The organism is Erythrobacter sp. SN021, from assembly GCF_021864455.1.
This window is the reverse complement of record NZ_JAKKUW010000004.1, coordinates 186,972-200,890: the sequence shown is the minus strand read 5'-3', so window position 1 is coordinate 200,890 and position 13,919 is coordinate 186,972. Positions and strand designations below refer to the sequence as shown.

At 62.8% G+C, this 13,919-nt stretch carries 5 protein-coding genes; 1 reads left to right on the top strand and 4 read right to left on the bottom strand.

Annotation, left to right across the window (positions count from 1 at the left end):
- Positions 1-9: 9 nt before the first annotated feature.
- Genes L5849_RS11170 through L5849_RS11155 form a run of 4 tightly spaced genes read right to left on the bottom strand, consistent with a single transcriptional unit; the run spans position 10 to position 12,489 of the window.
- Entirely contained in the window at positions 10-942 is a 933-nt protein-coding gene (locus L5849_RS11170) for a 1-phosphofructokinase family hexose kinase (RefSeq protein WP_236925628.1), read from the bottom strand.
- Positions 939-3,353 (bottom strand): phosphoenolpyruvate synthase, encoded by a 2,415-nt coding sequence (gene ppsA / locus L5849_RS11165; protein WP_236925627.1) that lies wholly within the window; start codon positions 3,351-3,353, stop codon positions 939-941. The genes L5849_RS11170 and ppsA overlap by 4 nt, the downstream gene beginning before the upstream one ends.
- Positions 3,350-11,629, bottom strand: coding sequence for a GH36-type glycosyl hydrolase domain-containing protein (locus tag L5849_RS11160; RefSeq protein ID WP_236925626.1), 8,280 nt, complete (start codon positions 11,627-11,629; stop codon positions 3,350-3,352). The genes ppsA and L5849_RS11160 overlap by 4 nt, the downstream gene beginning before the upstream one ends.
- A complete protein-coding gene (locus L5849_RS11155; protein ID WP_236925625.1) occupies positions 11,566-12,489 on the bottom strand; it encodes a universal stress protein in 924 nt (307 codons plus the stop codon). The genes L5849_RS11160 and L5849_RS11155 overlap by 64 nt, the downstream gene beginning before the upstream one ends.
- 346 nt (positions 12,490-12,835) lie before the next feature.
- Between L5849_RS11155 and L5849_RS11150 the strand changes: the two genes are divergently transcribed.
- Positions 12,836-13,870, top strand: coding sequence for a sodium:calcium antiporter (locus L5849_RS11150; RefSeq protein WP_236925624.1), 1,035 nt, complete (start codon positions 12,836-12,838; stop codon positions 13,868-13,870).
- Positions 13,871-13,919 lie beyond the last annotated feature (49 nt).

Sequence of the window (13,919 nt, the reverse complement as noted above, 5' to 3'; positions counted from 1 at the left end):
GTCCGCGCCTCAACTATCCGCGATTGAGCGCTCGAACAGTCGTTGAACATCTTCTACCCGGCATAGATCGGTGCCCGGGGTGAGCACAGCGGCAGCACCAGCTGCAAGCCCGAAGCGAAAGGCGATACCGGGTTCCTTGCCGGCCGCGAGCGCATGAACCATCGCAGCCAAAAAGCTGTCACCTGCCCCCACCGCGCTTTTCGTCTCGACCGTTATGGCCGGCAGACGCAGCACACCCTCGCGGCTCGCCAGCAGCGCCCCTCTTTCAGCCATGGTGATTGCCAGATAATCGACCTTTTTGGTGCGGACCAATTCGGTCGCGGCCTCGGCAATCGCTGTATCGTCCGGCAAATCATGACCGATCAGGGCACGAAACTCTCCGAGGCTCGGCTTGGCGAGGTGAACCCCACCGCCTTCGATCCCGGCCGCAAGCGCTTCTCCCGACGTATCGAGAACGAAACGTACATCGTTCTTGGCCGCGATCGCCGCGACCCTTGCGTAGAAATCGGACGGTACGCCGCGCGGCAGCGAACCGCTGGCTACCAGAAAATCATGGCGCGAGCGCTGCAGTATCGAGAGGCACTCGGTCCATTCCTCTTCCGTCACCTCGGGTCCGCCCGGGACGAAGCGGAATTCCTGGCCCGTATTGCGCTCGTGGACCGCGGTGCTGACCCGGGTCGCCCCCGCGATTCTGATTGGCGAGCGCACAAGCTGGTGCAGGTCCAGCAGGCCGTCGAATGCGACGCCGGTTGCGCCGCCGGACAAATAGTAACAACGCGCATTCCCCCCCAGGCGGACAAAGACGCGGGCAACATTGATCCCGCCCCCGCCAGGATCGTAGCGTTCGTTTTGCGTGCGCATCTTGCGCATGGGAATGACCTGCTCGACCTCGCACGCAACGTCGATCGTCGGGTTCAGCGTCAGTGTGCCGATGTCCATCATGCGCCCGTCTCCTGCTCTGGGCCGCCTTTACTACGTATCCGTTCGGCTGACGCCACATGGTTTTTGACCGCGACGAAACTATCCGGAGTGACGGAGATCGAATCGATACCGCATTCAACGAGAAACCGTGCGAATTCCGGATCATCGCTCGGGGCCTGCCCGCATAGCCCCACCTTTGCCCCCGCACGATGCGCCTCTTCGACAGTTCGGCGGATCATCCATGCGACTGCCGGATCGCGCGCATCGAACTGATCTGCCAGAAGCTCGGAATCGCGATCGATCCCGAGCGTGAGCTGCGTCAGATCGTTGCTCCCGATCGAGAAGCCGTCGAATCGCCGAGCGAATTCGCCCGCCAGGACGACGTTGGAAGGGATTTCGCACATCATGTAGAGCTCGAGGCCATCACGGCCACGTGCCAGCCCTTCTTCGCGCAAGGTCTCGATCACACGATCGGCTTCCTTCAACGTTCGGCAGAACGGAATCATGATCGCCACGTTGGAAAACCCCATGGTTTCCCGAAGATGCCGGATCGCGTGGCACTCCAATGCGAAACCCGCACGGTAGCGTTCCGAGTAATAGCGCGATGCACCGCGAAATCCGAGCATCGGATTTTCTTCCTCGGGTTCGAACGCGGCTCCACCGACCAGCCCGGCATACTCATTGGTCTTGAAATCGCTCATCCGTACAATCACCGGACGGGGAAAGTGCACTGCGGCGATCCGCGCAAGACCCTGGGCGAGATGTTCGATGAAATAGTCCCGCTTGTCGGAATAACCCTCGGTTAACCGCTCGATCTCCGCCTTGACGGTGGTGTTTTCGAGTTCCGCGAAATGCACCAGGGCCATTGGATGGACCTTGATGGTATTGGCAATCACGAACTCCATCCGTGTGAGGCCCACGCCATCGCTCGGCAGCCGCCACCAGCGGCTGGCGGCACCCGGATCGGCAAGGTTGAGCATGACCTTCGTCCGGGTTTCGGGCACGGCGCTCAAATCGATATCCTCGACGGCGACCTCCGCTTGGCCGCCATAGACGACCCCCTCATCGCCGCCGATACAGCTGACTGTCACCTGCTGGCCGGGTTGCAAAACCCCTGTGGCATTGCCCGTTCCGACGATCGCCGGAAGGCCGAATTCGCGGCTGACGATCGCCGCGTGGGAAGTGCGCCCACCGTGGTCGGTGACGATCGCGGCCGCGCGCTGCATGATCGGCACCCAGTCAGGATCCGTCGTCGCGGTGACCAACACGGCGCCGTCGACAAAATCCGCGATATCGTCGGCACTTTCGATCAGACACACCGGACCGCTGGCCGCAGCCCCGCCAATCGCCAACCCGGTCAGCAATGCTTCGCCTTCGTTGCGCAGCGAATAGGATTTCAGCGAGCCGCCCGCCGTGCGGGACTGGACCGTCTCGGGACGAGCCTGAAGGATGCAAAGACCTCCGTCGGGACCATCCTTGGCCCATTCGATATCCATCGGACGACCGTAATGCTCTTCGATCAGGACCGCCCACCGGGCGAGCCGCAGCACCTCGGCGTCCGACAATACGAACATCTCGCGCTCGTCGGGGTCCGTCTCGATGCTGACAGTCGAAACGTGCGGACCGGCTGCGTAGATCATCTTCTTGCGCTTGCCGCCAAGCCTGCGCGTGACAATCGGATTGGCCACGCGCTCTGACAGGAGGGGTTTGAACACCTGCCAGGCGTCGGGATCGACCGCCCCTTGCACGATGCTTTCGCCAAGGCCCCATGCGCCATCGATCAGGACGAGATCGGGAAAGCCGGTTTCGGTGTCGATCGAAAACATCACGCCCGAACATGCCCGGTCGGAGCGCACCATGCGCTGCACACCGACCGAAAGCGCAACCGTGCCTTCGGCAAAGCCATGAGCGGCGCGGTAGGTGATGGCCCGATCGGTGTAGAGCGATGCGAAACAGCGCTTGCAGGCATCGAGCACGGCGTCTTCGCCGGTGATGTTGAGATAGGTTTCCTGTTGCCCGGCAAAACTGGCTTCGGGGAGGTCCTCCGCCGTCGCGCTGGAGCGAACCGCGACCGTCGAAGCCTCCTCGCCCGCCTGCTCGCCCATCGTCGCGTAGGCATCGATGATGGCCCGGCGCAGCGCGTCGGGCCATTCGGCGGCTTCTATGGCAGTACGAATTGCCTCGCCGGTCTGGGCAAGGCCCGCCTCGCCCGCCTCGTGGGCTGCGAAAAGGCCCGCAATGGCACCGTCGAGATCATTGTGTTCGAGAAACAGCCGGAAAGCCCGTGCCGTCGTCGCGAACCCGGGAGGGACCACAATGCCCCGGGGAACCAGCGATCGTATCAATTCGCCGAGGGAGGCGTTTTTGCCACCCACGAGGCTGACGTCGTTTTTCGATACCTCGGTGAAGTTCAGCACAAGGGGTTCGGTCACACGCGCTCTCCTGCGATCTCGGGCTGCTTCGCCGGACACAGGACCCGAACCGAATGGGTTTTGCCGGCGGGAGGAAAGGAAATGGCATTGTCGGGCAAGCTTTTGCCATCGACCGTAAGGCGAATATCGGACAGTTCCGGTGCAACCGAAACCTCGATTTCAAGCGTTGCATCGCCGCGCCGCAATGTCGCGCGATAGCCGGGCCAATCGCTCGGCAGCACCGGGGCGATACGGACCTTGCCGCCTTCCAAGGAAAGACCGAGCAAACCTTCCACACCCAATCGCCAGGTCCAGGCCGCCGCGCCAGTGTACCAGCTCCAGCCACCCTTTCCGCCATGCGGCGGTGCCGAAGCGATATCCCCCGCCACAACATAGGGTTCGATCCGATAGTGTTCTGCCCCTCCGGCGCTAGCCGTGCGTTTGGCTGGGCATATCATATGAAAAATGTCGAGCGCGCCGTCGGCATCGCCGGTTTGCGCCAGTGCCAGGCCCAGCCACGCCGCGGCGTGGGAATATTGCCCGCCATTCTCCCGCAGTCCCGGTGGGTAAGCGGCAATATAGCCCGGATCGATGAGCCCTTGGTCGAATGGGGGCCACAAGAGCCGCGCCAGCCGGGCTTCGCCATCGATCAGTTCGCGCCGCGCCGCATCGAGCGCAAGTGCCGTGCGTTCCGGGTCCGCCCCGGCAAAGACCGCCCAGCTTTGGGAAATCGAATCGATCCGGCATTCGGCCTCCCGCGCCGATCCCAAAGGGTGGCCCTCATCGTCATAGGCTCTCCGGTACCAGGCGCCGTCCCACCCGGCGTCTTCGGCATTACGCCGCCAGCGACGTGCCGTCTGCATCCATTGCTCCGCTTCATGCGGACGGTCTATTCTGCTGTTGAGATCGGCGAGCAGGTCGGCCGAAACCGAAGCGAACCAGGCCAGCCACACGCTCTCGCCCCTTCCGCGATCGCCGACACGGTCCATCCCGTCGTTCCAATCGCCCGTACCCATGAGCGGCAGGCCGTGCGCGCCCAGCGCAACCCGTTCCAGAGCCCGCTCGCAATGATCGATCAGCGGAGCCCGGGCCTCCGACCGTTCGAACAGTGCATAACGATCATGTTCGTCAGGACCGAGCGGCGGCGCCGAAAGAAACGATACCTCTTCCTCGAGGATACTCAGATCGCCGGTCGCTCGCACATAGGTGCCGGTCGCGTAGGGCAGCCATAGAAGATCGTCGGAGAACCGCGTGCGAACCCCCCGGCCCGAGGGAGGATGCCACCAATGCAGGACATCCCCCTCCTCGAACTGGTGCGCGGCGCAGGTCAGGATGTGGGACCGGACCCTGGCGGGATCGATGAACAACAGGGCAAGCACGTCCTGAAGCTGATCGCGAAAGCCGAAAGCACCGCTGGCCTGGTAAAACCCCGCGCGCGCCAGGACGCGCGACGACAGCGATTGATAGACCAACCAGCGATTGATCATCAGATCGAAGGCGCGATCCGGTGTCTCCACGCTGACGCGCGTGAGCAGATCGTCCCATTTCCGTGCCAGTGCGGCTTCGGCTTGCGGAGTGGCCGCGGGTACTTTCCACTGCCGGGCAAGCGCCACCGCCTCTTCGTCACTCGCGGCATCACCGAGGAAGAAGGTGACTTCGTCGCTTGCGCCAGGAGCAAGGTCGATATGGACCTGATAGGCGCCGCAGGCGTCGGCCCCGGCGACCTGCCTGTTGCTCAGCCCCCACCTGCGCAACGATTCGGGTTCCGCATAGCGCCCCTCCCGGCCAAGGAACTCCTCACGGTCGCTGGTGAAACCGTGCGCCTGATGGGTGGCACCGAGGAAGGCGCGCCGTTCGGCAAAGTCTCCATTCCAGGGATTGGCAGCGATGATGAGCTGCTCCGCTTCATCGAAACGGCAAGAAACATGATGGCGGGAGACCGATGGGAGCGATCCCAGCAGCCATTCGCAATAATAAGTCGCGGTGAGCCTGCGATGCCGCCGGGTATTGTTCCTCAGCCGAAGGCGGATCAGCTTTATCGGGGCATCCGGCGCCACGAAGACCCGCTGCTCCTGTTCCAGCCCGTGGGAGACGCAACGCCATTCGGAATAGCCCATGCCATGCCGAATATGGCATGTCTGATCGTGTCCGGCCGGGGCCGGCGTGACCGTCCAGATGGCGACAGATTCCTCGTCTCTCAGGTAGAGGGCTTCGCCGGGGCGGTCGATTACCGGATCGTTCGTCCAAGGCGTGATACGATGTTCGCCGCTGTTGATCGACCAGGTAAAGCCGCCACCGCTTTCGGTGACCAGCGTGCCGAAGGCTTCGTTGGCCAATATGTTGGTCCAGGGCGCAGGGGTGCTCTGTCCCGGTGCCAACCGGATCACATATTCGCTCGCATCACGCGCGAAGCCACCATATTGATTGAAAAAAGACAGCTTTTCGCCCTCGGCAGTCTTGTCGGCCACAACGGGCAAGCGGGGGAAAGTCGGCAAGATCGGTGGCGGGAGGGCACCCGACGTCATGGCTCGGGCCAGTTGCCGGTCGAGTGGGCCGCAGCCATCGTCGAGAATGGCCCAGGCCATTGCCTCGAGCATTCTTGTCTGTTCTTCACCGCCCTGATCCGCGAAGAGAAGATGCAGACCGCCATTGCGCCCAAGCATGTCGCGGGCGCCCACCTCTCTCAGCAATTCCAGGAGAGCTTCGCGGAGCGGCTCGATATAGGCCGAGCCGGAATTTTGCAGAATGACAAGATCGACCGGCAGCCCCGCGCGGCGCCACAATTCGTGCGCGCTTGCGACTTGCGCGAGCAGCCCTTCCCGGTCTCCGTTTACACGCATCAACAGGATCGGATAGTCTCCGGACAGCGCAAGACCCCAGAGGTTCGACTGACCGAGGTTGTTCGCCCGGATCCGCTCCGGCTCGGCCCGCAAAGCGCCATGTGGGTAAATCATCAGCGAACCCAGTGCCTGCACATGGGGCAGTTCCGCCGCCCGCAATTTTCCGCGCGCGATCGTGCGGGCCGATTCCAGAGCCGCATCGCCGACGATCCAGTCCATCGAAGCCAGAGTGGCATGGCGCGCGGCCATTTCCAGCACATTGCCCGCGCTGGCCGCCACGGCAGTGACCAGGCACATCACCCGTCGTTCTCCGGGCTCCATTGCGACCTCCCATTGCAATGCGGAAATCGGGTCGAGTGTGAAACCGCTCCTACCGTTCAGCGGGCGCGATGCACCCAGCGGGTCGTCCAGACCGCGCCCGCGGCCGATAAACGCCCGCCGGTCGACTTCGTATCGCAGCCCGGTGATCGGACCATCGCCATCGATGACGAACTGAGCCAGCGATGGGTGCGCTTCGCCGGGTTTCCTCGGCCTGCGCTTGAATACGATACCGCCGATCTGACGGACGAATTCTCCGCCGGTAAACAGCTTGCTGAACGCCGGGTGCCGTTCATCTTCCAGCGGCGGGGCAAGGACGATCTCGGCATAGCTCGTCAGCCGCAGACGCCGCGGCCCCGCGCTTTCGTTTACCAATGTGACGCGGCGCATCTCGATGTCCTCGCCGCTTCCCACGCATACTTCCATCCGCAGGTCGATACCCTGGTCACGGCGGTGGAACTCCGCGAGATGCGGTTGGAACTGCACGTGATGTTCATCGGGAACCGCGCCGGTCGGCTGGCGGGTGGCCGACCACAGCGCGCCGCTCTCGACATCCTGCAGGTAAAGCCAGAGTCCCTCCGCATCGCGTGTTGCATCGGGGGAAAATCGGGTCAGCGCCTGTTTCTGCCAGCGCAGCGCGCCGCCCCCGCTTTCGCCGATCCAGCTCGACAGACGTCCGTTCCCCAGCACCTGAATCTGCGGGAAGGGCATCGCGCGGGGCGTCCAAGGAGCAATCGGCCCGATCTCAACCCTTCCCGCCGCAGTATCCACTGTTTCCAAACGCTCGATCTCCGGGGGCAGCTCGCGCGGCACTCGCTCACTCAACAGAAGCGAGACCAGTCCCATCTGCGGATCGCGAAGGAAGCGTGTGACCATGCGATCCTGCGTCAGCGCATTGGCTATGGCGCAGATCACCATGCCCTGATGATGCGCCATATAGGCCATGACCGGCGCAAATGGCTGCGAAGCGGGGGCACGGTCGGAAGTGAAATCCAGCGCTTCCCACATGCCGTAGCGGCTTTGCGCACCAAGCTCCGTCAAGTGCCTGAGATTTTCGGTCGCGAGACGTGGGGCGACGGCCAGAGCAAGCGCGGACGCATAGGGCGCAACGACGTGATCGCGCGCGAGCCCGCGCTTGAGCCCGAGTCCGGGTGTGCCGAATGCCTGGTAGCGATAGCGGTGCTCGGGATCGCGTTCGGCATAGGCGGATTCGGAGATTCCCCAGGGTATTCCCTGCTTGCTCCCGTACCGCCGCTGGATCTCGACCGCTACACGCTCGCTCTCGCCCAATAAGGTCTCAGGCTCGCCGCGAAGCAGCAGTCGCGGCATGAGATATTCGAACATCGAACCGTTCCACGAGACGAGCGACAATCCGCCTTTGGTCGTGATTACGGGTCGCTGAAGGTGAAACCAGTGTTCGGGCGGTACGTCGCCTTTGGCGATTGCAAAGAAACTCGCCAGCCGGGCCTCCGATGCGAGCAAATCGTAGTGATGCGTATCGATCCGGCTGGCAGTGACATTGTGACCGATGAAGAACAGGCGGCGTTCACGATCGTAGAGCCAGGCGAAATCCATCGACCAGGCCAGAGCCACCACCTCCTCGGCCAGCTCGATCATATCGCCGCGCAGTCCCTCCGGCGCATCGAGATCGCGGTTCATTTCGGCCACATGATGGCGGAAGCGATCGAGCCAGACGAGCAGATCCTGCAACTGTTCTGGCGCGCCATCGCCGGTAGCAGCCACAATCGCTTCGACATCGTCTGCAAGTGCGAAAAGTTCGCCGCTACGAAACCCGTCGACGATCTTCGCTTGCGTGGCGGGCCGGCTTTCCTCCGCTCCCTCCGCGCCAGAACGGATTGTAGCCAGGCGTGTCAGCAGCGAATCGGACCCGGGAAGGCCGGACGCGGCTTCTTCGAGGAGGTCGAGAATATCACGAAGGCCGGACCAGCGCTGGATTTCCATATCCGGGGAGGACGCGGCTTCACGCAGGGTTTCTGCATAGGCGATCAGGCTGACGGCGAGGTTGCCACTATCCACGGTCGAGACATAACGCGGCTCGAGCGGACGCAAGTGTCGGGTATCGTACCAGTTGAAGAAGTGCCCGCGATACCTTTCTAGCTGCTCCAGCGCATCGAGTATATTCCGCCCCCGCGCGGCCAGTTCCTGCCTACCAAGAAAGCCCAGATCCCAGGCGGCAGCGGTGGAAATCAGCAGCATCCCGATATTCGTCGGCGACGTGCGGTGGGCGATCTCCTCGTGCGGCGGTGCCTGATAGTTGTCGGGCGGCAGCCAATTGTCTTCCGGCCCGGCGAAACATTCGAAGAAATACCAGGTGCGGCGAGCCAACAAACGCAAGAAGCGATCATCCCCATCGCCGAGCGGAATGGCCTTGGCCCGGCGCGGCCGCCCAGTGAAAAGCGCAATCTCCGGTGCGGCCAGCCACGCCGCCAGCAAAGGCAGGGCGATCGGCAGGGCATTAGGCCGCAACACGGCCAGCGCGACGCCGGCAAGCGCCGCCACGAGCGAGCCAAGCCACATCTCGCGCCAGACCGTGCGGCGAGGACTGGTCTGTCCCATACGGGCCGCGACCTGCGCGGCCGCAGTCCACTGCAACATATGCCGATGACTGACAAAGGTGCGCCACAAGGTGATCCCGATGGCATGAAGCGACAAGATCGCCTCGTGCATCAGATAGACCATCAGCAACAGCCAGCGCCCTGCCTGGTCTGCAAGCCGGTTGGCCAGACCATAGCTGGCGCCAACTCTCCTTCCGCGCGCCAGCCCGCTGACTAGATCGGTTATGAGCTGCCAGCCGGGAGCGAGGATCACGAGAACGGTCCAGAAGGCGGGATGTCCGGGAAGCACGAACCAGCCCGCAAGCGCCATGAACAGGAGGCCCGGCGCAATCAGACTTCGGCGCAGGTTGTCGGCCATCTTCCACCGGTCGATCCCGCTGATGGAACTTTCGAGCCGCGCGCCGTCGGGACCGGGTACGCGCGGCCACAGCCATGCGAGAAGCTGCCAGTCGCCGCGGATCCAGCGATGCAATCTGCGGGCATACTCTGGATAGCTCGCCGGAAAATTCTCGTAGAGCACGATATCCGTGGCCAGCGCGGCGCGACCGTGTGCTCCTTCGAACAGATCGTGGCTGAGAATCCGGTTTTCCGGAACGCGACCGTCTATCGCGGTGTGGAAGGCACCGACGTCATACACACCCTTCCCGACGAAAATCCCCGCACCGAACAGGTCCTGATAGACATCCGACACCGCCCGGCTGTAAATGTCGATCGCGGTATCGCCGGTGAAAAGTCTTGCGAACAGGCTGCGATTGCCCGCTTGCGGCGATATTTCGACCCGCGGTTGCACCAGCGCGTATCCGCGCAGAACCCTGCCGCTTCGCGGATCGAACCGGGCGCGGTTCAGCGGATGCGCGATGGTCCCGACAAGCTGCGCTACCGAGCCTGGCGGGAGCATGGTGTCGGCATCGACAGTCACCACGTAACGCACGTCGCGAAACGCATCGGTGTCGCCTATATGGATCGAGAATGCGGACCGATCGCCTTCCACTATCAGGCGATTGAATTGCTCCAGCTTCCCGCGCTTGCGCTCCCATGCCATCCAGCACGCTTCCGACGAATTGTAGTGGCGGGGTCGCAAAAGCAGGTGGAAAGGTCCGCTACCCTCCGATTTGCCATGCCTGCGGTTGAGGTTCAGGATCGCCTCTTCGAGCGCATCGGAAATGGGCGCATCGCTTTCCATTTCCTGTTCGGGCGCGTCGGCCAGATCGGCGAGGAGAGCTACATGGACCCGCGCGTCGACATTCGCGAGCCAATGCGTTTCGAGCTGCTGGGAAAGACCGGCAATTTCCGTATCGGAGCCGATCACGACCGGAACGACTACGAAGCATTTCGCATTCTCCGGCAATCCTCGGCGGTAATCGAGTTTCGGCAGAACGGACGGGGGAATTAGGCGGGTGATCGTCCAGTGCAAGGCGGTTATCGCCAGGATCGAAGCAGGCACGGTGCTGACGATCATCGCGCCGATCCAGCCCTCTAGCGACGATCCGACACGGGCGAGATAAAGCGCGGGCGGAATCAACACGCCCAATCCGCCGAGAACCAGCGCCGATGCGTAGAACTTTCCAGGATTGTCGAGAACGACGCGGCGCATACGCTCGCCCAGGCTGAGAGATACTCCCAGTTCGCGTTCGAGAGCAGGCCTGCCGCGATCGATCAGCCAATATCCGACATGACCGGATGGCTCCGCGCTTGGCATGGCGCGAGCACATCGCAGGGCGGCCTCTGCCACGTCGGTTTCGGTCCACGCGCCGCCACGCGCGATCCGTTCGACGGCCTTGCGGTAACGGTCGCGGGTATCGAAATCCATTTGCGGATAGTGATGCGTCGGATCGCGCGAGAGAATTCTCTCGACCAGGCTGACGCTGTCGAAAAAATCCTTCCAGGAAATCGAAGCTACGGTTGCGAGATTGGCAATCGAACGCGCGACGCGTTCGGTTGGATCAAGCGAAAGCGTTTCGAGGCACGTACAGTCGGCCGTAAAAGGCGGGCTCTGCGATAGCGCCAGCAAACGATCCATCGAAGTCACCAGGAACTCGACGCTCGCAATTCGCAGCATCGTGGGCAAAGCCCAGATTTCGGCAATCGAGAGGGGTCGGTGCCGCTGATAGCCATCGACGAAACCGGCAAGCCCTTTCGGCGATATTTGCAAGTGGCTGGCGCGCAGATATTCGGTCGCCAGATCGTAAATGCGTGGAATTCCCTCTCGGTCTCCGCCGAGTGCAGCGAGTTGCCGATAGAAGGTCTGCGCCAGGTCCTTGCCTATCTGCTGTAGCGCCCGGTAGACGTGATAATCATTGTCGAGCAGCCATTCGGCGGCTTTGCTGGCATGAGGCGGGGGATCGACGCAGGCCTTGCGCGCCACCTCGAACCATCGCTTCGTTTCCGCAATCCGTTCGAGCAGCGCTAGCGGCCTGGGCGGCGAGCTGCCAAGCATGTGCGCCGCAGCCAGATCGTTGGCAGCATGTTCGAGCGGTGGTTCGAGATCGGCCGACGCGGTCACCCGGTCAAACGGAACGCCGAAGAATGGCCACAGCTTCTTTCCTCGGGGCTGAAACTGCATCGCAGGTTGGGCCTGACGATCAGAAGCGGTACCGGGGTGTGCCCCGCCAGATATTCGGCCACGCTACCGCATGAAACATCGTCCAGCCCGGTCACACCGTGCGATGCCATGACGATCAGGTCGATACTCTCCGAAACGGCGGTTTCGCGAAGCAACGCTCGCGGATCTCCGGGACCGCGAATGATCGTTCGCACCTCGACACCGTCCTCTACGCTGCGGCTCCGTAATTCCTCGAGATGCGTCTTGCCGAAGCGAGTCTGCTGCTTGTCCAGTTCCACACTCAACCGCTGGAGGTTCGGAGCGCGCTCTCTTTCCAATATCGGCGCTTGCGGTACGATGTGAACCAGCACCAGATCGGCGCCATGAGTCCGGGCGATACGGCGGGCGATCGGGAGTACCGCATCACCCCGGTGCGATCCGTCTACCGGGACCATTATCCGGCGGTAGCCTTCCTCTTTCGTCGGTCCCGGAGGCACGAGGAGAAGAGAATGTTCACCCTGATCGAGAAGCGACTGGGCGGTCGATCCGAGCCCTTTTGCGGTCTCGCTTCGACTGCAGCCCGAAACGAGCAGTGTCGCGCCATGTTCGAGCGCCCAATCGCTGATCTCCTCTGCCGGACAACCGGCCAGGAGAACGCTGTTGGCGGCCACTGCGGCCTCCTTGTCGCCAGCGAACCGCCGCAAGTCCCTTTTCTGGCTGTGCTGGCGCAATTGCCATTCGACCGGATCCGCCGGCGATCCGGATTTTCCGTGTGCATCGATGACCCGCGCGAAGGTCACTTCCATTCCAAGACTGCGAGCGATCGCAAAGGCATGATAAGAAACACGCCGGGCCAGTTGCCCGTCATCGACACAAGCCACCAGGCGAGGCGCGTCGCAATATGGTCGAAAAAGCCCGCGCGGCACTGAATGCGAGCGACGCATCAGGGGGGCGGAGCGCGGCCCGGCATCCACAAATCCTCTCAATTGGTCTCCGGGCACGACGGTCTCCTTGGGAAGCGGGGCAGAGCGAGTCTCAAACGATGTGCCTAGCGTGAAGGTCGTGCTGGACGCTTCCAATACGGAACCCTCCTTAACCGCCACGCTCAGGATAGTTACGGATGGCCCTGGCCGAACGGCTCCTGCGAAGACGCGCGGTCATGTACCAGCGCAGCCCCGACCGTTTCACCGCCGGTCCGGTTCCGCCCGAACCGGGAAAGCTATGCTCGTGAATGAGCCATCCTTCCTCGCCGCTATTATCGGCTTCTGCCTGGCCGCCGGCGCTGTATGGTGGGCCGGCACGCGCTTGCCGCGCTATGTCATTGCGCTGAGCGACAAGACCGGACTGGGCCAGGGTTTTGCCGGAATGCTGGTATTGGGCGGGATTACGTCCCTGCCCGAACTTGCAACTGCCACAACGGCGGCCGCAATCGGCGCGCCGCTTCTCGCGACCAACGACGTGCTGGGTAGCGCGGCTTTCAATATTCTGCTGCTGGCGGTGGCCGATATGCTGATTGGGCCGCGTCCCTTGACTTCGGTCGTGGCGCGACCGGTCACGTTGATTCAGGGTGTCTCGGGCATGATGGTGCTGGCACTGGTCATCGCCGCAATCACTGCCGAAGGGCGCGTCCCCATAGGCGGAGCAATCCTCTGGCCAGGTCTGATCTTCGCTGCCTCGATTGCGTCGATCGGCATCGCCGACCGGGCCGAACGGCGCCCGATGTGGCAGGTGATCGACCAAAGCGAGCGGGCGTTCGCCGAGGAGGTCAAACAGCGTGACATCGGTTGGCGGCAACTGCTCCTGTGGCTCGCGCTGCTGGCCGGTATCATCATGATCGCCGGGGCGACGCTGGCAGCCACGGCGATCAGGATCGCGGGCGCGACGGGCATCGGCGGAAGCCTGATGGGTTTCCTTTTCGTATCGGCAGCAACTTCGCTTCCTGAATTTTCAGCCATCATCGGCGCCATTCGCAACCGGCGATACGAACTGGCGATCGGCGAGGTGTTCGGTTCCAACTTGTTCAATTTCGGCCTCATCCTCGTCATCGAACTCGTCGCCAGCGGCCCCCCGGTGCTCTCCATGGCAGGCGCATTCGAAGCCATGGCGGCGCTTATTGCGCTGGTGATGTCGGGCGTATTCGTGCTGGGGCTCATCGAAAGACGGGATCGCACGATCTTCAGAATGGGCGTGGATTCGGTAGCTGTCATCCTCGTCTATGCGGTAGGGCTGGCATTTCTGCTGGCAGCGGGGGACGGACTGTAACGCCGAACGGCGCGGGAAGGATGTGTCACTAGGGATAGTTGCGTAGCGC